The organism is Paralimibaculum aggregatum (assembly GCF_030270585.1).
Taxonomy (GTDB): domain Bacteria; phylum Pseudomonadota; class Alphaproteobacteria; order Rhodobacterales; family Rhodobacteraceae; genus Thermohalobaculum; species Thermohalobaculum aggregatum.
This window is the reverse complement of sequence record NZ_BSYI01000002.1, coordinates 148511-169492: the sequence shown is the minus strand read 5'-3', so window position 1 is coordinate 169492 and position 20982 is coordinate 148511. Positions and strand designations below refer to the sequence as shown.

Genomic DNA, 20982 nt, shown 5'->3' with positions numbered 1-20982 from the left:
GGGCCGGTGCCGTTGCAGGGTGCCGGCGCCGAGGTCCGGCGTGGAGAGGCGTGCGGCGAGGCCGGGTGCAGGATGAGCGGGGCAGGCCGGGGTCACCGACGGGCGGGCCAGGGCACCGACGGGCGGGACGGGATTGCCGCAGGGAAGGCAAAGCTCGGGAGATTCGAGCGGCGCTTGCCGCGGTCTCCCGGCATCGTGCCGGCGCGATCTCCCCGCGCGCGCCGGGATCGGGACGCTCCATCAGGGCTTCGCGGTGGTCGATGCCGGGTCTCCCCGCGCGCCCCGGAGGTCGGGCGCGCGGGGGCGGGAGGTCAGAGCCGGGCGGCGTGCCAGGCGATGTGCTCCTCGATCACCGAGGCGACGAAGAAATAGCTGTGATCGTAGCCCGGCTGGATCCGCATCATGTGCGGCGTGCGGGTCTCGGCCAGCGCGGCGGCCAGCGCCTCGGGCTGCAGCAGGTCGATGAACTGGTCGTCGCTGCCCTGGTCGACGAGGATCTCGCCGTGCCAGCCGCGGCTCCTGAGCAGCAGCGCGGCGTCGTGCTCGGCCCAGACCGACGCATTGGCGCCGAGATAGGCGCCGAGCTGCTTCTGGCCCCAGTCCGAGCCGGCGGGATGGGCGATCGGCGCCAGCGCCGAGAGCGAGGCGTAGCGCTCGGGATGGCGCATCGCGAGGGTCAGCGCGCCGTGCCCGCCCATGGAATGCCCGGTGATGCCGAAGCGCCCGGGATCGACGGGGAACTCGGCGGCGACGAGCTGCGCGAGCTCCTCGGTGACGTAGCTCTCCATGCGGAAATGCGGCGCCCAGGGGGCCTCGGTGGCATCGACATAGAAGCCCGCGCCCTGGCCGAGGTCATAGGCCTCGTCATCGGCCACGCCCGGCCCGCGCGGCGAGGTGTCCGGGAACACCAGCGCGAGGCCGTAATCGGCGGCGAAGCCCTGCGCGCCGGCCTTGGTCATGGCGTTCTCGTGGGTGCAGGTCAGCCCCGAGAGATACCAGAGGCAGGGCACCGGGCCGTCCTCGGCCTCGGGCGGCAGGTAGACGGCGAAGGTCATGTCGCAGCCGCAGGCGGTGGAGGCATGGCGATAGACGCCCTGCACGCCGCCGAAGGCGCGGTTCTCCGAGACGGTTTCCATATCCCTCTCCTCAGTGTCGGTGATGGTGGGGTTTCAGGGGGTGACGGGAGCGGCCGTGGCCGGCCGCCCATGCCCGCCGCCTCCCCCGCCCGCCCACCCGGAGGCGGCGGGCATGGGCCGTGCCGAGGCCCCGGAACGGGGGCCCGGCAGGGCCGGAGGCGGCGGTATCCGGAGGCGGCCGGTCAGCCGCCGAAACGCTCCTTCAGCGCGGCGAGGCCGGCCTCGTAGACCCCGGCGATGGTGTCCTCGACGCCGGGCTCCTTGGCGGTGAAGATCGACGACCAGACCACCGCCGAGCCGGACCCTGCCGGCACCACCGCGATGGTGGCGCGGTAATGGCTGATCGGCAGCGGGCCGTCGACGATGGCGTAGCCGTAGGAGGCGCTGTCGGCGCCGAGATGCTTCTCGAGCAGCTCGCTGCCGTCGGCCAGCGCCAGCCGGCGATGCTCGGCCGAGCCGATGTCCTCGCGCGTCGAGCTGGCGAAGCCGGGGTGCCAGTCCGCCAGCGACTGGAAGCCGCCGATCGCCGCCCAGACCTCTTCGGGGCTTGCGGCGAGCGTCACCGAGCGTGTCACCTGTGCCATCCGTCTCTCTCCCTCTGGCGCCCGGGCCGCGATGCGGCGGGGCGGTTGGTGCCGGGGGCCGGACGGACCGGCAAGGACCCGGCTCAGCTCATCGCGATCACCCGTGCGCCGGTGGCCTCGCGGAGGCGTTCCGGCGCGATCTCGAAGACCGCGTCCGGCGCTCCGGCGGCGGCCCAGACGGTGCCGTGGGCGAGCAGGTCGCGGTCCATCAGCACCGGCACCGGCGCGGCATGGCCAAAGGGCGGGATGCCGCCGATGGCGAAGCCGGTGGCGGCGCGCACGCGCTTGGCATCGGCCCGGCCGAGGCGCTCGCCGGTGCGTGCCGCCACCGCCCCGGGATCGACCCGGTTGGCGCCGGAGACCAGCAGCAGGCGCAGCGCGCCCCCCGTGTTCTCCGCGTTCTCCGGGCTCCCGGCGCCCTCCGGCGCGTCCCCGGCCGCGCCCTCGACGGCGAAGACCAGCGACTTCACGATCTGCGCGACATCGCAGCCGCAGGCCGCGGCGGCGTCCTCCGCGGTGCGGGTCGAGGCCGGCATGCGCCGCACCGCCACCGCCAGCCCGAGCGCCGCGGCGGCGGCGGCGACCCGCTCCGGTCCGGAGGGCGCCACCCCGGCCTCAGTAGACCACGACGGCGCGGATCGAGGCGCCCTCGTGCATCAGGTCGAAGCCCTTGTTGATCTCGTCGAGGCTGAGCGTGTGGGTGATCATCGGGTCGATCTCGATCTTGCCCTGCATGTACCAGTCGACGATCTTCGGCACATCGGTGCGCCCGCGCGCGCCGCCGAAGGCGGTGCCCTTCCAGGTGCGCCCGGTGACCAGCTGGAACGGCCGGGTGGAGATCTCCGCCCCGGCCGGCGCGACGCCGATGATGATGCTCTCGCCCCAGCCCTTGTGGGCGCATTCCAGCGCGGCGCGCATCACGTTGACATTGCCGATGCACTCGAAGCTGTAATCGGCGCCGCCGCCGGTCAGCTCGACCAGGTGGCCGACGAGATCGCCCTCGATCTCCGAGGGGTTGACGAAATCGGTCATGCCGAAGCGCTCGCCCCAGGCCTTGCGGTCGTTGTTGAGATCGACGCCGATGATCTGGTTGGCGCCGGCCAGCCGGCAGCCCTGGATCACGTTGAGCCCGATGCCGCCGAGGCCGAACACCACGCAGCGCGAGCCGATCTCGACCTTGGCGGTGTTGATCACCGCGCCGATGCCGGTGGTGACGCCGCAGCCGATGTAGCAGATCTTGTCGAAGGGCGCGTCCTTGCGCACCTTGGCCAGCGCGATCTCCGGCAGCACGGTGTGGTTGGCGAAGGTCGAGCAGCCCATGTAGTGCAGGATCGGCTTGCCATCGAGGGTGGAGAAGCGCGAGGTGCCGTCGGGCATCAGGCCCTGGCCCTGGGTCGAGCGGATCGACTGGCAGAGATTGGTCTTGGGGTTGAGGCAGTATTCGCATTCCCGGCATTCCGGGGTGTAGAGTGGGATCACGTGGTCGCCCGGCTCCAGCGAGGTCACGCCGGGGCCGACCTCGAGCACCACGCCGGCGCCCTCATGGCCGAGGATCGCCGGGAAGGCGCCCTCGGGATCGGCGCCCGAGCGGGTGAACTCGTCGGTGTGGCAGAGGCCGGTGGCCTTGATCTCGACCAGCACCTCGCCGGCCTTCGGCCCCTCGAGATTGACCTCTGTCACCTCGAGCGGCCTGCCCGCCTCGAATGCCACTGCTGCGCGTGTCCGCATGAATAGCTCCCATCCTGTCGGCCCGTGATGCTCGCTCCGGGATGCGGGTTCCGCTACGGCGCCCGCCGCCCGGTGCTCCGCTGGACCCTAGGCCGCGCCCGCCGCTTTGTGAAGCCGTGACGTGCCGGTGAGGCGCCCGCGGCAGGCGGCGCATCCGGCCCCGGCGGAGCCGCGGAGACCGGCGCAGGCGCGGCCCGCAATGGTGCCGTCGCGGCAGGCCGAAGCCCCGGCCGCCGCGCCGGGAAACGGCGCCACGCCTTGAAGCGGCAGACCCGCGAAGGCACCCGGCGAGCGCCGCCCCGGGGCCGCCGGAAGCGGCAGGGCCGAAGCCCCGGCTGCCGCGCCAGACCCCGGCGCCATGCCAGAGAGCGCCGGCCCGCGGAGCCCCGCCGCAAGCGCCGTCCGCAGCTCCGCCGGGCGACGGCAGGACGGAGCCTCGGCCGGACCCCGAGGACATGGTTGCAGCCTCGACCACGCCGGCCCCGTGGAAGCGGGCGGCGAGCGCTGTCCCACAGAGCTGTCTTGTGTAGAAGTGCCGAGTCTCCGGCCGGAGCATCGGGACGCTGTGACAGGCCCGAAAGTGCCGGATCTGCGGACGCCAGCGGCGAACGCTGCCCGCAGAGTTGTTGCGTGCAGGAGGGCCGAGTCCCCGGCCGGGGCATCGGGACGCGATGACGAGCCCGAGAGTGGCTGACCCGCAGAGGGCAGCGGCGAGCGCTGCCCCGCAGGGCCGCCAGGCGCGTGAGGGCCGACACGCCGTCCGTCGCGTCAGGCCCCGATGCCATGCCAGAGAGCGCCGGCCCCGCGGAGCCCCGCCGCAAGCGCCATCCGCAGCTCCGCCGGGCGACGGCAGGCCGGAGCCTTGGCCGGACCCCGAGGACATGGTTGCAGCCCGAGAGCGCCGGACCCTCGGAAACGGGTGGCGAGCGGTGCCCGCACGACCGCCGGGCGCGGGAGGGCCGAGGCCCCGGCCGGCATGTCTGGAGGCAATGACTGCCCCGAGAGCGGCAGCCCGCAGAGGCCGGCAGAGGGCGGTGCCCGCAAAGCTGCCATATGCAGGAGGGCCGGGTCCGCGGCCGGGGTGTCAGGACGCCGTGACGGGCCCGAGAGCGGCGGACCAGCGGAGCCCAGCGGCGAGCGCCACCCATAGGGCCGCCGGGTGCGGGCGGTCCGAGGCCCCGGCAGGCGTGTCGTGATGCAGCGACACGCCCGTGAGCGACGGACCCGCAGCGGCCGGCGGTGAGCGCTGCCTGCAGGGCCGCCGGGAGCGGGAGGTGGACTCTCCGACCGGCGCTTCGAGAAGCGGCCGCGGACCGGATAGCGGTGGCCCCGTCGAGACGGGCGCCGAGCGGCACCGGCACTGCCGCCGATTGCGGGAGGCCGAGGCCCCGGCCGCTACGCTGGGAAGGCGACGACATGCCCGAGAGCGCCGGACCTGCGCGCAGCGCCCGGCGAGCAGAGCCCGCAGGGCCGCCGGGTACGGGCGGTGGAGGCCCCGGCCGGCTTGTCGGGAAGCCGTAGCGGGCCCAATAACGTCGGCCCTGCCGAGGAGGCCGGAGAGGGGCACCGGTAGAGCTGCCGGGAGCGGGAGGCAGCGCCCCGGCGGGCCCGAGATGTGCCGACCTGAAGCGCCGGGCGTCGCGGTGAGAATTGTCCGACGCGGGAGGCCAAAGCCCCGATTGGCGCGCCAGAAGGTGGTGGTCTGCCGGAGAGGGCGGACCCGAAGGGGAGGGCGGCGAGTGGCGCCGGCAGGGCTGCCGGGTACGGGAGGCCGGGGCCTCGGTCGGCGCGTCAGGACGCGGTGGCAGGGCTGGGAGTGTCGGGCCCGCGCAGGCGGCCGAGGAGTGTTGCCGGCAGGGCCGCTGGGCGCGGGAAGGCCGATGCCCCGGCCGGCGGGCCGGGAAACGGTGACAGGCCGGGGAGGGGCGGCCGGTGGAGGCGGGCGGAGAGCGGTGCCGGCAAGGGCGCCGGGAGCGGGTGTCCCCGGTTAGCGCGTCGGGACGCGGTGGCAGGTCGGGTGGGACGGCCGGCGGAGGCGGGCGGCGAGGATGACCGTTGTGGAAAGCGGTGGCCGTCGCCGGTGCGTCTGAACATGGTGGCAGGCCGGAGGGGGGCCGGCGCGTGGAGGCGGGCGGCGTGGGGTGCCTGTTGCGGGAAGCCGTGGCCGTCGCCGGTGCGTCTGAACATGGTGGCAGGCCGGAGGGGGCCGGTGCGTGGAGGCGGGCGGCGTGGGGTGCCTGTTGCGGGAGGCCGGGGCTGTCGCCGGTACGTCAGGGCCTAGTGGCAGGCCGAGGAGGGCGGGCGGGTGGACAAGGGGACCGGCGAGGCTACCGGGGGCGGCCGGGGCGGTCAGCTTTGGACATGCTGCGGGCGGCCGTTTGGGCCGCCCGCGGTGATCCCGCATCCCGGGCGTTCAGTTCTGGGTGCCGTCCTCGCGGGCCGGCTCCGGGGCGGGTTCGCCCTCGGTTGCCTCTTCCTCGGCCGTGTCATCGGTGGGGGCGGGTTCGCCCTCGGTGGCCGCTTCCTCGGCGGCGTCATCGGCTGGGGCTGGCTCGCCCTCGGTGGCCGCTTCCTCGGCCGCGTCATCGGTGGGGGCCGGTTCGCCCTCGGTGGCCTCTTCCTCTGCGGCGTCATCGGCGGGGGCGGGTTCGCCCTCGGTGGCCTCTTCCTCTGCCGCGTCATCGGCGGGGGCCGGTTCGCCCTCGGTGGCCGCTTCCTCGGCGGCGTCATCGGCTGGGGCTGGCTCGCCCTCGGTGGCCGCTTCCTCTGCCGCGTCATCGGTGGGGGCGGGTTCGCCCTCGGTGGCCTCTTCCTCTGCCGCGTCATCGGTGGGGGCCGGCTCGCCCTCGGAGGCCGCTTCCTCTGCCGCATCGTCGGCCGGGGCGGGCTCGTCGGCCGGCGCGGCCTCGGCCTCGGGGGCGCCGTCGGGCTCCGGCGCGGCGGCCGGCGGCTCGGTCTGCTGGCCGCCGGCATCCTCCTTGCCGACCGCGTCGGAGACATCCTCGCCGTCATCGACCGGGGCGGGCGCCTCCTTGCCGACGGCATCCGAGACCTCGCCGCCGTCATCGGCCGGGTCCGGCGCGGGCGCCTCCTTGCCGACCTGGTCGGAGACCTCGTCGCCGCCGGCCGCGCCGCCCTCCGCGCCGCCATCCGCGTCGTCGCCCTGGCCGGCGGCCGGCCCGGGTTTCCCGACCGCGTCGGAGACGTCGTCGCCCTCGCCCTCGGCATCGGCGCTGTCGGAGCCCTCGGCGCCGGCGCTGCCGCTCGGCTGCGGCACGCCCTCGGCATCGCCCTCGCCGCCGAGCTCGGTGGCCGGCGGGGTGTCGTCCTGCGCGCCGGCGGCATCGCTGGCCTCGCCGGACCGGCCGGCGCCGCCGTCGCGGCTCTCCTCCGGCATCGCGCTCAGCGCCGCGACCGCCGCGCTCAGCGCGCCGAGCTCGGCCTCGCTGCGCCCGATCGCGCCGAGCAGGCCCGCCATGCCGGCCTCCAGCGCCTCGAGCCGCGCGCCCATGTCGGTGCCGTCGCGCATCCCCTCGGAGAGCTCGAGGCTCATCAGCGCGGTCTCGCCCTGCAGCTCGGCGGCGATCGCCGCGGCGTCGTCGACATCCTCGGCCAGCGTCGCCATGCTCTCGCCGAGCCCGGCGATCTCCTCGGCCGCCATGCCCTGCGCCTCGGCGAGGCCGACCACCGCGCCGTCGAGCGAGCCGGTGATCTCCTGCAGCTCGCCGATCATGCCGACGGCGCCCTCGACCACGGTCTCCAGCGAGCCGAGCCGGGCGTCGAGCCGGTCGGCCGCGGCCTCGATCCCGGCGATCGCCGCGCCGGTCTCGACCATGTCGGCATCGACCCCCTCGACGACGCCGCCGAGCGCCGCGATCTCGCCGCCGAGCGCCGCCACCGTCCCGTCGAGCCCGGTGAGGTCGCCGACCAGCCCGCCGACGCTCACCCCGAGCGCGCCGATCTCGCCGCCGAGCGCCGAGACCTGCCCGTCGACGCCGGCGACCTGGCCGTCCAGCCCCTCGATCCGCGTGCCGAGCGCCAGCACCTGGGCCTGCAGGTCGGCCAGCGCGGCGGGGGTGTCGGCCATCGCCTGGACCTGCGCGCCGAGCCCCTCGATGCGATCGACGATGGCGGTGTCCTCGGCCTGCATCACGCCGACGGAGTGCCCGATCAGCCCGCCGGCCACCGCCACGCCTGCCATCATGGCGAACGATCTGAAGTCATCCATCTCCGGGAACCCCCTGTTACCTGCTGGGCGGCGCGCTGTGCCGCGCGCTGCGCCTGGTCTCGCCTGCTTCGGTTCGGGGGAAACTATCACGCGAAATCTGGCTGGGCCACGGGGAAGGGCCGCGAAACCGCGGCCCTGTCGCCGCGGCGCCGGAAGGCGCGCCGCGGAGCCGGTCGGGGCGGGCTCAGGCCACCCAGATCCCGTCGTCGTAGTTCTCGGCCTGGTTGGCGAGGTTCTCCGGCGCGTCGACGAATTCGAGCAGCAGGTCGGCGGCATCCATCAGCCCGCCCTCGAGCACGCCGACCCAGTGGTCGAAGCCGCCGCCATCGGGCACCCGGCCGAGCACGTTCTCGTAGAACGCGGAGACATAGTCCCCGGCCTCCGGCACGATGCCCTCGAAGCGCCCGGCGAACTCGCCGCTGCCGAGGAACTCCTCCGCCGCGTCCAGCAGCTCGAAGCCGGTCTCCAGCACGCCGTCCCAGAAGCGCAGGCCGGCCTCGTCCGGGGTGCGGCCGAGCGAGGCGGCATAGAGCCGGTAGGTGGTCTCGGCCTCGGCGCGCATGCCGAAGAGATAGGCGCCGTCGTCGAACTCCACGCGCTCGACATCGGTCAGCCGGTCGATGCGGCCATCGGCGTGCTCGATCTCGACGCTGCCGTCGGCGAGCACCCGGTCCTCGACATCCTTGCGCGACAGGGCGTAGCTCACGGTGTCGATGCCGGCGCCGCCGTCGATCTCGCGCCCGGCCGGGGCGGCAAAGTCGAAATGGTCGTCGTCCGGGGTGCCGGCGGCCGGGGCCGGGGCCTTGCCGGCGATCTCGACCAGCTCGCCGCCGACGCGGATCTGGGCGCCCTCGTAGCGGCCCTCCTCGTACCAGCCCTCGACCGTCACCGCGTTGTCGGTGCCTTCGGCGGCGAGATGCAGGTCGACGCCGTCGCGGGTCGCGGAGAGGGTCACGCCGGCGGCGAAGGACAGGGTCTCGCCGCCGGTGCCGTCGCTGACATAGTCGTGGCCGAAATCGCCGGAGAAGTGGAAGCTGTCGGCCCCCGCGCCGCCATAGAGCTCGTCGTCGTCGGCGCCGCCGTCGAGGCTGTCGTCGCCGGCGCCGCCGAACAGGAAGTCGTCGCCCCGGTTGCCGATCAGCCCGTCGTCGCCGGCGAGGCCGAAGAGCGCGTCGGAGAGCCTGCCGTCGTCCATGCCGATGGCGAGCGGCACGATCGGGTGCGGCGCCTCCAGCATGTCGTCGCCCCCGGTGCCGACGCGGACGGTGTCGAACAGATCGGCCGGGAGGTCGATCAGCATGTCGGCCAGGTCCTCGAAGAAGGCGCGCGCCGCGGCCATCGCATCCGCCGCCAGCTCGGCGATCTCGGCGATCTTCGCGCCGACCGACTCGACCGCGTCGAACATCGGCTCGAAGGGCTCCAGCAGCTTCTCCTTCAGCCGGTCGATGGCGCCGAAGAGGTCGAAGCCGATGGCGTCGAGCGCGTCCTCGACCAGCCCCTCGACGAAGCGCTGCACCGCGCCGATGGCGTTGTCGATGGCGGCGAGCACATCGGCCGGGTTGACCACCAGCGGCGGGATCGCCGGGGTGATCTGCACCGGCCCCCAGGGGCTCGGCACAAAGACCGCCGGCACCCCGGGGATCACGGTGTAGTCGCGGTCGAGCACGCCCTCGATGCTGTCGAAGGCGCTGGAGATCGGCTTGAACACGGTGTCGAGCGTGTCGGCGGCGGCGTCGATCAGATGCGCCGGCAGCTCCGACAGCGTGGTCTCGATCGCCGAGAAGGCGCCCTCGAGATCGTCGCGCACCCCGGCGAAGCCGCCGTGGAAGTCCGAGACCTCGTCCATGAAGCTGGCGGACCCGTCGAGGCGCTGGCTCAGCCCGTGGCCGAACACCATGCCGGTGCTCATCGAGGCGGCGATCATCCCGGCGACATCCTGCACCTCCCGGCCGTAATCGGCGGCGAGCGCGATATAGGGCTCCACCCGGCCGGCCTTGTCCTCGATCTGGCCCAGCGCGGTGGTGACCGGCTCGAGCGCGCTGTCGATCCGGCCGAGGCCCTTCTCCAGCGGCTCCAGCTTCTCGGCGACATCCTCGCCGATATCGGCGGCGCGGCGGATCGCCGAGCCGATGCCGTAGGGCAGCGGGCTCAGCGCCGTCACCACGCTGTCGGGCAGGTCGATGCCCTTGCGGAACAGCGAGACCGCGGTCTCCATGTCGCCGGGCAGGCCGAGATAGGTGCCGAGCTGGTCGGCGGCGCCCTCGAGGCTGGCGACGAAGCGGTGATCGGCCTCGAGATGGCCGGCGAACTCGTCGGCGCTCGCGCGGAAGGCGTCGAGCTGAGAAGCGGTGGTCATGGTGGCTCTCCTCATCTGTGCGCCCGGCCTTTCCGTCTGGTTGCACGGACCGGGGCGGGGTCTGTTGCGATGAGGTGAGGATGCCGGCGGGCCCGGCGGCGGCGTGAGAGGTCGGCCCCCCCGCCGGCATGGGGGAACTCCCCCAATCGCCGCACCGCCGGGACAGGCGCGGTTTTGCGCGGCCTGCGGCGGATTTTCCGGCGAATCGGGGGCGGGACGTGACGCGCGTCACCGGGGATGGGGCGGCGCGCCGGCGGCGCGCGCCCGGGGCCCGCCGCCTCCCCCGCCCGCCCACCCGGAGGCGGCGGGCCCCGGGCAGGGGGATGGCGGCCGCCGCGCGGGGCCCCGGCGGCGAAATGGGGCACGCACCCCATGCGCCGGGCGCGCGGCTCGGGCTATGCTGGGCGAAACCGGGGCGGGCGGGCCGGCCGATGGCGGCGGGTCAGGTCTCGGACAGGCTGTCGAGGAGGCCTTCGCGGAGCGCATGCGCCAGCAGCTCAGACATCGAATGCACGCCGAGCTTGGCCATCAGGCTGGTGCGGTGCTTCTCCACGGTCTTGTGGCTGATATGCAGCCGCTCGCCGATCTCGACATTGGTCAGCCCCTGCGCCACCAGGCTGAGGGTCTGGCGCTCGCGCGGCGAGAGCTCGGGGCCCGGCGGGCGCGCCTCGAGCAGCGCGACCACATCCGGCGAGACGAACTTGGCGCCCTCGAGCACGAGGCGCAGCCCGCGCGCCAGCACCGACGGGTCGCCCCGCTTCAGGAACAGCCCGTCGACCCCGGCCGAGGTCAGCTCGGCCAGCAGCCCCGAGGAGCTCATGCCGGTCAGCACCGCGATCCGGGTCTCCGGGCTCTGGCGGCGGATCTCGACGAAGACCTCGACGCCGCGGGCATAGGGCATCGAGAGGTCGAGCACGAAGAGGCTCGGCCGGCGGGTGCGCGCGGCGCGCACCGCGTCGAGCCCGTTGTCGACCTCCTCCAGCACCTCGACATCGCCGAACTCCTCGAGCACCTGACGGATGCCGGCGCGGATCATCGGGTGGTCGTCGGCGATCACCGCGGTCTTCGGCGCCGGCGGGCGGGGGGCGCGCAGCCCGCCGAGGCTACCCATGCGCGCCTCCGCCGGGGCGGAGCGCGCCGATGCGCCTGATGCAAGCCGGTCTCGCCCTCATCCTCGCCATCCTCTCATCGCTCGCGTTGCCGGCCGCGCCGGCCCGGGCCGCGGCGCCGATGCCGCTCACCGCCGGGATGGCCGAGACGCCGCTCGATCCGCATGCCGAGCATTATGCCGATCGCGACGGGAATATCGAGCTTTCCGAGGCCCGCGCGCTGGCCGAAGCGGGGCGGTTCGTGCCGTTCCGCCTGCGCGACGTGCTGCACGACCCGGCCGGCCAGACCCACTGGGTCCGCGTGCCGGTGGTGAGCCGCGCCGCGCGCCCGGCGCGCTGGATCCTCGATCTCAACGCCAAGAAGGCGCCGGTCGCCGAGGTCTACCTGCTGCGCGGCGGCGCGCCCGAGCGGATCCTCGCGATCGCCCCGGACAGCCGCTTCGACGCCCGCCCGATCCTGTTCCGCAACCTCGCGGTGCCGGTGGCGCTCGATCCCGGCGAGCGCGCCGAGATCTTCATCCGCCTGCGCCTGCACACCAATATCGAGCTCGAGCTCACCGTCCAGGACCCGGTGCACTATGCCACCGCCATGGCCGCCGAGAACGGGCGCTATTTCCTGTTCCACGGCTTCATCCTCTGCCTTGCGGTGATGACGCTGGCGCTGGCGGCGGCGCTGCGCGAGCCGGCGGCGCTGTTCTACGCGCTCTATATCGGTTCGGTGGCGAGCTGGGTGTTCCTGATGGACGGGTTCTCGTTCCAGTATTTCTGGCCCGGCTGGCCGGGCTGGGCCGGCGATGCGCTGCGCCCGCATCACGCCGCGATGGGCTTCTTCGGCGCCTGTTTCGCGCGCGCCTTCTACCGCCTCTCCGAGACCCATCCGCTGCTCGACCGGCTGTTTCTCGGGGTGATGGCGGGCACCGCGGCGCTGGCGCTCAGCACCGTCGTCTCGGGCCACCGGCTGCTGACCGGGGCGGGGTTCCTCTTCATCGTCGCCTCGGCGCAGATCTACCTCGCCACCGGCATCGTCGCGGTGCGCCGGGGCTGGCCCGGCTCGGTGCCCTTCCTGGTCGGCGCCTCGGCGGTGGCGGTGGCGAGCTGGCTGGCGATCATGGCCCATGCGATCCCGGAATTCGCCAGCATCGACCAGACGCGGGACTGGGGGCGCGTCGCCTTCGCGATCGAGGCGGTGGGCTTTCTCACCGCGATCGGCGCGCGCATCGCCCGGATCCGGCGCGAGCGGGCCGAGGCGGATGCCCGCGCCATTTCGGCGCTCGAGGCGCAGCTCGCGCTGGCCGAGGAGCTGCGCGCCGCCGATGCCGCCCATGCGCGGGCGACGGCGCTGGCCGAGCGCCGGCGCACCGAGATGGCCCATGCCACCCACGACCTGCGCCAGCCGCTGGCCTCGCTGCGGCTCTCGCTGCGGGGGATGCGGGCGCTGCCGGGGTCGGAGCGGGCGCAGCTCGAGCGGCAATGCGCCTATCTCGAGGACCTGGTGACGCGCTATCTCGACGAGGCGACCGGGGAGGCCGCCGCCGCCGGGGAAGAGGGCGGCGACGAGGACGGTGGCGGCGACGGCGACGGCCGGGCCGCGCCGGCGCCCGGCGCCGGGGCGGAAGGTCCCCGGGCGGACGGGCAGCGCGGCGACGACCCGCCCCCGCGGAGCGATCCGGAGGCGGCGCCGCTGCCCGGCACGCGCGAGGATTTCCCGATCCGCCTGCTGCTCGACACGGTGCGCGCGATGTTCGCCGAGGAGGCCCGCGCCCGCGGCATCGCGCTGCGCGTGGTGCCCTCCGGGGCAATGGTCTCGGCCGACCCGATGGTGGCGATCCGCATCGTCTCCAACCTCGTCTCCAACGCGGTCAGGCACAGCGGCGAGGGCCGCGTGCTGATCGGCTGCCGGCGGGCCGGCGACGGCGCGGTGACGGTGGCGGTCTGCGACACCGGGCCGGGGATGAGCGCCGCGCGGCTGGCGGCGATGCGCGCCCCCGGCGCCCGCGGCGCGGGCTCGGAGGGCAAGGGGCTCGGCCTCGCGCTGATCGCCGGGCTCGCCGCCGATCACGGGCTCGCGCTCCGCGCCGAGAGCGTGCCGGGCCGGGGCTCCTGCTTCGCCGTGACGCTGCCGCGGGCCGCCGCCGGAGCCGGGAGCGCCACCGGGACCGGGACCGCCACCGGGGCTGGGACGACCGCCGGGGACGGGGCCGGCGCCGGGAATGGGGACGGGGACGCAAGGGCCACCACCGGGGCCGGGCCGGGCTGAGCCTGGCCGGGGCGGGGGCGCTCAGGCGGGCGTCGCCTCGGGCGCCGTCTCCGCGGCCAGCCGGGCGCCGAGCCGCCGCCCCTCGCGGATCGCGTAGTTGGTGCCGCGGTCCTCCGGATAGATCTGCGCCATCGAGCAGAGCAGCAGCCCCTCCGGCCCCTCCTCGGGCGGGATCAGGCGGGAATAGCCGCGCTCCACCACCGGCTGCGCCCAGCGCGCGCGCCAGAGATGGTGCCGCTGCACCGAGGCCGGATCGAATTCCGGGAACATCCGCGCCAGGTGCGGCAGCGCGAAGTCCAGCATCTCCGCCGCGCCGAGGCGGTAGAGCGGATCGGTATGCGGCAGGTATTTCGAGAGATAGACGATGTGGCGCCCGCCATAGCGCGCGGCACCGGCGAAATTGGTGTGCTCGATCACCCCGACGAAGGGGAAGGAGGGGTCGTTGACATTGAGCCAGTAGGTCTCCGAGAGCGGCCGGTCGAGCTCCAGCACCAGGCAGAGATTGGCGAGGTAGTGGATCCGCTCGAGGCGCGCGACGTAATCCGCCGGCGCCCAGCCGCGCACCATCTCGGCGACCAGCGGCAGCGCCGGCGTGGCGATGGCGCGCGCCGCGGTGAGGCTGCCCCAGCGGCCCGAGAGCCGCCAGCCGCCGGCCTCCGGCACCAGCCGCTCGACCGGCGCGGCCAGCCGGATCTCGCCGCCGGCGCCGCGCACCGCCTCGGCCAGCGCCTCGGCCAGCGCCACGAAGCCGCCGCGGAAATAGGCCAGCCGCTCCTCGCCCCTGGCCCCGCGCGAGCCGCCGCGCAGCTTCAGCTTGTTCCAGAACCAGACCGCCGAGATCGCCTCGGCATGCGGGCCGAACTTGCCGGTGAGCAGCGGCTCCCAGACCACGCGGAACACCCGCTCGCCGCCCATCGCGCGCAGCCAGTCGGCCGCCGTGGTCTCCTCCAGCGCCCGCCAGTCGCGCACCCGCCGGGCGCGCAGAGCCAGCAGCCCGAGGCGGATCCGGTCGGCGAAGGGCAGGGGGGCGAAGCGCAGCAGGTCGAGCGGGCTCGAGAGCCGGTAGATCGTGTTGGCGAAGTAGAGCCCGGTGTTGGAGGGGTTGATCTCGACCTCGCCGTCGAGGCCGAGCGCGCCGATCAGGTCCATCACCGCGCGGTCGTTGGTGAACCAGTGGTGGTAGAAGCGGTCGAGCCGCTCGCCCTCGGTCTCGAAGGCGGCGGCGAGCCCGCCGATCCGGTCCTCGGCCTCGAGCAGGGTGACGCGGCGCCCGGCGCGGGCCAGCTCATAGGCCGCCGAGAGCCCGGCGAAGCCGCCGCCGATTATGGCGAACTCGGTGTCGCGTCCGGTCATGGCAGCGGGCTCTGCGAGGCGGCGCGGGCGGCGGCGCCCTTCGGCAGCGGGCGCAGCAGGAGGGCGATGCCGCCGACCGCCAGCGGCGGGAAATACAACATGGTATGGGTCAGGATCGCGAAGGCCGCGGCCACCGCCTGCGGCTCGCCGAACAGCTGCACCGCCTCGGCCGCGAAATAGTCGAAGGTGCCGACATAGCCCGGCGTGCTCGGCAGCAGCGTCGCCAGCGTGCCCACCGGCAGCGCCAGCCAGGCGGCCTCCGGCGCGGCCATCCCCGGCAGCGCCAGCGCGGCGCAGAGGAAGACGCAGCCCTCGAGCCCCCAGGCCAGCGCCGACCAGAGCATCAGCCGCGCCATGACGGCGCCGCGGGCGAGCCGGCGGAGCAGCGCGAAGATCCGGTCGGATTCCTCGCGCAGCCGCGCCCCGGGGCCGGGCGCGAGGCGCGCCACCAGCCCGGCGCCGCCGCGCGCCAGCGGCTCGAACACCCCCGGCAGCAGCAGCGCCAGCGCCACCGCCAGCGCCGCCGCCACCAGCGCCGCCGCGCCGACCCCGAGCAGCCCGCCGGCATCGAGCCCGGTGAGCCAGAGCGCGAGGCCGAGAATGCCGAGGATGGTCAGCAGGTCGAGCAGCCGCTCCACCACCAGCGTCGCCAGCACCCGCCCGGTGCCGACCCCGAGCCGGCCCGAGAAGGCGAAGGCCCGCAGCGCGTCGCCGGCGCGGAACGGCAGCACGTTGTTGACCGCCATCGAGATCATGAACGGCCCCATGCAGCGGCCCCAGGTGAGCGCCGGGTTCTCCAGCGCCAGCATCGCCCGCCAGCGCGCCACCCGGGCGGAATAGCCGGCGAGGAAGCAGAGCACGCCGAGCCCGATCCAGCCCGCCCGCGCCTCGGCGAAGGCCGCGCGCAGCGCCGCGCCGTCGGTCTCGCGCGCGATCAGCCAGACGAAACCCGCCGCCATGGCGAGCCCGAGCGCGAGGGTCAGCAGGCGCCGCGCGCTCACCGGCGCGGCTCCCCGGCCCCGTCGCCGAAGCCGATGCGCTCGCGCAGCAGGTAGAGCGGCCGGCCCTTGGCCTCGTCATAGATCCGCGCGACATACTCCCCGAGGATGCCGAGGCAGACCAGCTGCACGCCGCCGAGGAACAGCACCGCGATGAACAGCGCGGTCCAGCCCTCGACCCAGATATCGGTGAAGATCCGCAGCACCAGCGCATAGAGGATGCCGAGCAGCGCCACCCCGGCGGCGATCAGGCCGATCGCGATGGCGAGCTGCAGCGGCTTGCTGGAGAACGAGAGGATCCCGTCGAGCGCGAAGCGCACCATCTTGCGCAGCGGGTATTTCGAGACCCCGGCGGCGCGCTCGGCCCGCGCATAGGGCAGCGCCGCCTGGCGATGGCCGACCCAGGCGACCATGCCGCGCAGGAAGCGCCGGCGCTCCGGCATCGCCTTCAGCGCATCCACCACGGTCCGGCTCATCAGGCGGAAATCCCCGGTGTCGAGCGGGATCGCGACCTCCGAGAGCCGGTTGAGCACCCGGTAGAAGCCGCGTGCGGTGGCCAGCTTGAAGGCGCTCTCGCCGGGCCGCTCGGTGCGGGTGCCATAGACCACGTCGAAGCCGTCGTTCCAGCGCCGGACCATCTCCTCGATCAGCTCGGGCGGGTCCTGCAGGTCGGCGTCGATCAGCACCACCGCATCGCCGCCGGCGGCATCGGTGCCCGCGGTCGCCGCGATCTGGTGGCCGAAATTGCGCGACAGCGCCAGCACGCGCAGGCGCGGCTCGGCCGCCGCCGCCGCCTTCAGCAGCGCCAGCGTGGCATCGGCGCTGCCATCGTCGACGCAGATGATCTCGGTCTCCAGCACCGGCCGGCCGGCACCGGGCCGGGCGAGGCGGTCGGCCAGGGCGGCAAGGCGCGCGAGGGTGGCGCCGATCACCGCCTCCTCGTTGTAGCAGGGCACGACGATCGACAGGCGCGCCCGCATCTCCCCGCCCTCCGCATCGGTCATCGCCGCGTTCCTTCCGCCGGCCGCCGCGCGTTGCGGCGTCTCGCAGGGGACCTAGCCGATTTCGCCCGACGGGTCCAACGGGTCCGGCGCGATTGCCGGGTCTGCTGGCGCCGGCGGCCTGGCGCCGGCGCTCACCGCTCCTTGCTATAGGGCGTGCCGAGCGCCCGCGGCGGCACCGCGCGGCCGAAGAAGCCGGCGAGCAGCAGCACCGTCGCGAGATAGGGCAGCACCAGGATCACCTGCGTCGGCACCCGCCCGATCACCGGCAGCACCTCGCCCTCGAGCCGCGCCGCGCCGGCCTCGAGGAAGCCGAACAGCAGGCAGGCGAACAGCACCGGCCAGGGCCGCCACTTGCCGAAGACCAGCGCCGCCAGCGCGATGTAGCCCTTGCCGGCCGACATCTCGCGCACGAAGCCGGCGCCGTGCGCGGTCGAGAGGAAGGCCCCGGCGACGCCGCAGAGCAGCCCGGCGATCAGCACCGCGCGGTAGCGCAGCCCCGGCACCGAGAGCCCGGCGCTGTCGACCGCCGCCGGGGTTTCGCCGACGGCGCGCAGGCGCAGCCCGAAACGGGTGTGGCCGAGCATCCACCAGGCGCCGACCACCACCGCCAGCGCCAGATAGGTCGGCAGCGTGTGCCCCGAGACCAACTCGCGCCAGAGCGGCCCGAGCACCGGCACGCCGGAGAGCGTCTCCACCCCCGGCAGCACGATCGGGCGGAACCGCGCCTCCGGCCCCAGCGGCGGCGACTGCCCGCCCTGGTCGAACAGCGCGATGCCGACCACCACCGTCAGCCCCGAGGCGAGGATGTTGATCGCGACGCCGGAGATGATCTGCTCGCCGCGATGGGTGATGCAGGCAAAGCCGTGCAGCGCCGCCATCGCCGCCCCCACCGCCATCGCCGCGCCGAGCCCGGCCCAGGCCGAGCCGGTGAGCGCCGCCGCCGCCGCCGCGGTGAAGGCGCCGGCCAGCATCTTGCCCTCGAGCCCGATATCGATCACCCCGGCGCGCTCGGAGATCATCCCGGCCATGGCGCAGAGCATCAGCGGGGTGGCGAGGCGCAGCGCGCTGTCCGCGGTCAGCAGGAGATCGAGCCAGCCCATCCGCGTCTCCCCCCTCAGGCCCGGCCCAGCGCCCGCGCCACCAGCGGCACGAGCATCTGGCTGAGCGCCCCGGTGAACAGCACGATCAGCCCCTGCACCAGCAGCACCATCTCGCGCGTGATGGTGGCGAACTCGAAATCGAACTCCGCGCCGCCCTGGTAGAGCGCGCCGAACAGCAGCGCCGCCAGCGCCACGCCGAAGGGATGCCCGCGCCCCATCAGCGCCACCGCGATGCCGGTGAAGCCGAAGCCGGCGGTGAAGTTGATCAGCAGCTTGCCCTGCGCCCCGAGCACGGTGTTGACCGCCATCAGCCCGGCCAGCGCGCCGGACACCGCCATCGCCTGCACGGTGATCCGCGCCACCGGGATGCCGGCATATTCCGCCGCCGGCGCGGCGAGCCCGAGGCAGCGCAGCGCATAGCCCCAGCGGGTGCGCCAGATCAGCCACCAGACCCCGATGCAGGCCGCCACCGCCAGCAGGATCGAGAGGTTGAGCGGCGAGCGCCCGGCCTCGAGCCCGAGCAGCGGCGCGATCTCGTGCCACTGCGCGATGCGGGCGCTCTCGGCGAGGGCGCGGGTCTCGGCATTCGACTGCCCCGGCCGCATCAGCGGCCCCGAGAGCAGCCCGACCACGAGGCCCGAGGCGAGGAAGTTGAACATGATCGTAGTGATCACGATATGGCTGCCGCGGCGCGCCTGGAGCCAGCCCGGCACCGCGCCCCAGGCCGCCCCCGCGGCGGCGGCGCCGGCGATCGCCAGCGGGATCATCAGCAGCGCCGGCAGCACCGCGTCGAAGGCGAGGCAGAGCCCCGCCGCGCCGAGCCCGCCGAGCATCGCCTGGCCCTCGGCGCCGATGTTGAAGAGCCGCGCCTGGAACGCCACCGCCACGGCGAGCCCGGTGAAGATGAAGCTGGCGGTGTAGAACAGCGTGTAGCCGAGCGCGCCCTCATAGACGAAGGCGCCGGCGACCAGCACCTCGAGCGCCGCCGCCGGGTCCTCGCCGAGCGCCGCGATCACCAGCGCCGCGACGGCGAAGGCGAGGCCGAGATTGAGCACCGGGATCAGCCCGTAATCGGCCCAGGCCGGCAGGCGGGTCAATGCCGCGGGTCGGCCGGGCCGGGCCCGCCGCCTCCGCCGCCCGCCGGCCCGGCGGCGCCGGGCCCGGCCATCGCCGCCGCCGCGCCGGGGGTTTCGGGAATCCCGGCCATGGCGAGGCCGATGCGCTCGCGCGTCGCTTCGGCGCAGGGGAACTCGGCCACGATCCGCCCCGCCGCCATCACCGCCACCCGGTCCGACAGCGCCAGGATCTCGTCGAGCTCGACCGAGACCAGCAGGATCGCGCAGCCCTTCGCGCGCAGGCCGAGGATCTGCTCGTGCAGCGCCGCGATGCCGCCGATATCGACCCCGCGGGTCGGCTGGCCGATCAGCAGCACGGCGGGGTCGGCCTCGATCTCGCGGCCCATCACGAGGCGCTGCTGGTTGCCGCCCGAGAACGCCGCGGCGCGCAGCGACGGCGCCTCCGGCCGCACCCCGTGGCGGGCCATCAGCCGGGCGCAATGGGCGCGCATCGCGGCCGGGCTGAGGCGCCCCGGCGGGCCGGCCTGCGGCCCGTGATGATAGCCGAGCACGGCGTTCTCGGCCGCCTCCATCGCCAGCACGAGGCCGCGGCGGTGGCGGTCCTCCGGCACATGGGCGAGGCCGAGCCGGCGCATCTCGGCCGGGTCGGCCGGGTCGGCGGCGGTGATCCGGCGCGCGCCGATGCGGATCTCGCCGGCCTGCGGCGGCATCAGCCCGGCGAGCAGGTCGAGCAGCTCCGACTGGCCGTTGCCGGCGACCCCGGCGAGCCCGAGGATCTCGCCCGGCCGCAGCGCGAGATCCACCGCCTCGAGGCAGGCCACGCCGCGCCGGTCGCGCCAGCCGAGCCCGCGCGCCTCGAGCGCCGGCGCCGTGCCGGGGGCGCTGGCGGCGGGCCGCGCCGGGGCGGCGATGTCGCGCCCCATCATCAGCCGCGCCAGCTCCTCCGGTCCGGTCTCGGCGGTGACCCGGTGCGCCACCATCCGGCCGCCGCGCATCACCGAGACGCCGTCGGTCGCCGCCATCACCTCGCCGAGCTTGTGGGTGATCAGCAGCACCGTGACGCCGCGCGCCTTCAGCGTCGCGAGCAGGCCGAAGAAGCGCGTCGTCTCCTCCGGCGTCAGCACCCCGGTGGGCTCGTCGAGGATCAGGATGCGGGCGCCGCGGAACAGCGCCTTCAGGATCTCCACCCGCTGCTGCAGGCCGACCGCGAGGCCGCCGACCTCGGCCTCCGGGTCGATCTCCAGCCCGTGCTCGGCGCCGAGCCGGGCCAGCGCCGCGCGCGCGCCGCGGGCGCCGCCGGCCAGCCGCCAGCCGCCCTCGGCGCCGAGCATCACGTTCTCCAGCACGGTGAAGTTGGGCACGAGCATGAAATGCTGGTGCACCATGCCGATGCCGAGGGCGATGGCATCGGCGCTGTCGCGGATCTCCGCCGGCCGGCCGTCGATCTCGATGCGGCCCTCGTCGGCCCGGTGAAAGCCGTAGAGCACCGAGACGAGGGTGGATTTCCCCGCCCCGTTCTCGCCGATGATGCCGTGGATGGTGCCGGCCGGGATCTCCAGATCCACCGCGTCGTTCGCCACCACCGGGCCGAACCGCTTGGTGATGCCGGAGAGGCGGACGGCGGGCGCGGTCATGCGCCCTCCGGCCTCGCCGCGACGAGCTCCACCGTGTTGCCCTCGGGGTCCTCGGTGAAGACCCCGCGCCAGCCGATCCAGTCGAAATGCTCGATCCGGCAGGGCTGGCCGATCCGCGCATACCAGGCGATCGCCGCCTCCTGCTCCTGCCAGCCGAGCGACAGCGCGATGTGGTGCAGCGACGAGCCGCCGCCGGTCGCCGGGGCCGGGCCATCGGCGGCCGCGGCGAACAGCGCCAGCACCGCGGTATGGCCGGCATGGCCCTCGGCGATGCGGAAGAAGGTGATGCCGCCCGGCCGCCGGGAGAGGAGCTCGAGCCCGATCACCTCGCCATAGAAGCGCTCCATCGCCGCGAGGTCGCGGCAGCGGATCGCGATCTCCCCCAGCGCGCGGACGCGGAAGCCGCGCTCGTCCCCCAT

General features: G+C 74.6%; 13 protein-coding genes and 3 pseudogenes. 1 reads left to right on the top strand and 15 read right to left on the bottom strand.

Annotation, left to right across the window (positions count from 1 at the left end):
• Positions 1–311 precede the first annotated feature (311 nt).
• From fghA to QSJ97_RS01890, 8 genes and pseudogenes are all read right to left on the bottom strand, one after another.
• On the bottom strand, positions 312–1136 hold the full coding sequence (gene fghA / locus QSJ97_RS01920; RefSeq protein ID WP_285669811.1) for an S-formylglutathione hydrolase: 825 nt from the start codon (positions 1134–1136) through the stop codon (positions 312–314).
• A gap of 182 nt (positions 1137–1318) precedes the next feature.
• On the bottom strand, positions 1319–1720 hold the full coding sequence (locus QSJ97_RS01915; RefSeq protein WP_285669810.1) for an SRPBCC family protein: 402 nt from the start codon (positions 1718–1720) through the stop codon (positions 1319–1321).
• 83 nt (positions 1721–1803) lie between these two features.
• Complete coding sequence (locus QSJ97_RS01910; RefSeq protein ID WP_285669809.1) at positions 1804–2328, bottom strand: YbaK/EbsC family protein; 525 nt, start codon at positions 2326–2328, stop codon at positions 1804–1806.
• Between the two features lie 7 nt (positions 2329–2335).
• Entirely contained in the window at positions 2336–3448 is a 1113-nt protein-coding gene (locus QSJ97_RS01905) for an S-(hydroxymethyl)glutathione dehydrogenase/class III alcohol dehydrogenase (RefSeq protein ID WP_285669807.1), read from the bottom strand.
• A gap of 2413 nt (positions 3449–5861) precedes the next feature.
• Positions 5862–7676, bottom strand: a complete 1815-nt coding sequence (locus QSJ97_RS01900; protein WP_285669805.1) for a hypothetical protein — start codon at positions 7674–7676, stop codon at positions 5862–5864.
• Positions 7677–7905: 229 nt separating this feature from the next.
• Positions 7906–8565 (bottom strand): annotated as a pseudogene (locus tag QSJ97_RS25210) (DUF4214 domain-containing protein); the annotation flags it as partial.
• Positions 8566–8718: 153 nt separating this feature from the next.
• Positions 8719–8871: pseudogene (locus QSJ97_RS25145) on the bottom strand (calcium-binding protein); the annotation flags it as partial.
• 1603 nt (positions 8872–10474) lie between these two features.
• Complete coding sequence (locus QSJ97_RS01890; protein WP_285669802.1) at positions 10475–11143, bottom strand: response regulator; 669 nt, start codon at positions 11141–11143, stop codon at positions 10475–10477.
• Positions 11144–11172: 29 nt separating this feature from the next.
• Between QSJ97_RS01890 and QSJ97_RS01885 the strand changes: the two genes are divergently transcribed.
• Complete coding sequence (locus QSJ97_RS01885; protein WP_285669801.1) at positions 11173–13398, top strand: sensor histidine kinase; 2226 nt, start codon at positions 11173–11175, stop codon at positions 13396–13398.
• Positions 13399–13419: 21 nt separating this feature from the next.
• Here the strand turns inward: QSJ97_RS01885 and QSJ97_RS01880 are convergent.
• From QSJ97_RS01880 to QSJ97_RS01850, 7 genes and pseudogenes are all read right to left on the bottom strand, one after another.
• Positions 13420–14784, bottom strand: a pseudogene (locus QSJ97_RS01880) (NAD(P)/FAD-dependent oxidoreductase); the annotation flags it as partial.
• Positions 14748–15752 carry a lysylphosphatidylglycerol synthase transmembrane domain-containing protein gene (locus QSJ97_RS01875; RefSeq protein WP_285669799.1) on the bottom strand — a complete coding sequence of 335 codons (1005 nt, stop codon included), beginning with the start codon at positions 15750–15752 and terminating at the stop codon, positions 14748–14750. The pseudogene QSJ97_RS01880 and the gene QSJ97_RS01875, both read right to left, overlap by 37 nt.
• Entirely contained in the window at positions 15749–16753 is a 1005-nt protein-coding gene (locus QSJ97_RS01870; protein ID WP_285669798.1) for a glycosyltransferase family 2 protein, read from the bottom strand. The genes QSJ97_RS01875 and QSJ97_RS01870 overlap by 4 nt, the downstream gene beginning before the upstream one ends.
• A gap of 131 nt (positions 16754–16884) precedes the next feature.
• Entirely contained in the window at positions 16885–17853 is a 969-nt protein-coding gene (locus QSJ97_RS01865; protein WP_285669796.1) for an ABC transporter permease, read from the bottom strand.
• Positions 17854–17867: 14 nt separating this feature from the next.
• Positions 17868–18950, bottom strand: coding sequence for an ABC transporter permease (locus QSJ97_RS01860; RefSeq protein WP_285669795.1), 1083 nt, complete (start codon positions 18948–18950; stop codon positions 17868–17870).
• Entirely contained in the window at positions 18947–20563 is a 1617-nt protein-coding gene (locus QSJ97_RS01855) for an ABC transporter ATP-binding protein (protein ID WP_285669794.1), read from the bottom strand. Before QSJ97_RS01855 ends, QSJ97_RS01860 begins: the two co-directional genes overlap by 4 nt.
• On the bottom strand, positions 20560–20982 hold the full coding sequence (locus tag QSJ97_RS01850) for a VOC family protein (RefSeq protein WP_285669793.1): 423 nt from the start codon (positions 20980–20982) through the stop codon (positions 20560–20562). Before QSJ97_RS01850 ends, QSJ97_RS01855 begins: the two co-directional genes overlap by 4 nt.

What these genes read in the sequence shown, in the direction of transcription:
- QSJ97_RS01870 (WP_285669798.1), bottom strand. Translation starts at nt 16,753, where the DNA reads ATGACCGATGCGGAGGGCGGGGAGATGCGGGCGCGCCTGTCGATCGTC.
- QSJ97_RS01865 (WP_285669796.1), bottom strand. Translation starts at nt 17,853, where the DNA reads ATGGGCTGGCTCGATCTCCTGCTGACCGCGGACAGCGCGCTGCGCCTC.
- fghA (WP_285669811.1), bottom strand. Translation starts at nt 1,136, where the DNA reads ATGGAAACCGTCTCGGAGAACCGCGCCTTCGGCGGCGTGCAGGGCGTC.
- QSJ97_RS01905 (WP_285669807.1), bottom strand. Translation starts at nt 3,448, where the DNA reads ATGCGGACACGCGCAGCAGTGGCATTCGAGGCGGGCAGGCCGCTCGAG.
- QSJ97_RS01915 (WP_285669810.1), bottom strand. Translation starts at nt 1,720, where the DNA reads ATGGCACAGGTGACACGCTCGGTGACGCTCGCCGCAAGCCCCGAAGAG.
- QSJ97_RS01890 (WP_285669802.1), bottom strand. Translation starts at nt 11,143, where the DNA reads ATGGGTAGCCTCGGCGGGCTGCGCGCCCCCCGCCCGCCGGCGCCGAAG.
- QSJ97_RS01885 (WP_285669801.1), top strand. Translation starts at nt 11,173, where the DNA reads ATGCGCCTGATGCAAGCCGGTCTCGCCCTCATCCTCGCCATCCTCTCA.
- QSJ97_RS01850 (WP_285669793.1), bottom strand. Translation starts at nt 20,982, where the DNA reads ATGGGGGACGAGCGCGGCTTCCGCGTCCGCGCGCTGGGGGAGATCGCG.
- QSJ97_RS01900 (WP_285669805.1), bottom strand. Translation starts at nt 7,676, where the DNA reads ATGGATGACTTCAGATCGTTCGCCATGATGGCAGGCGTGGCGGTGGCC.
- QSJ97_RS01855 (WP_285669794.1), bottom strand. Translation starts at nt 20,563, where the DNA reads ATGACCGCGCCCGCCGTCCGCCTCTCCGGCATCACCAAGCGGTTCGGC.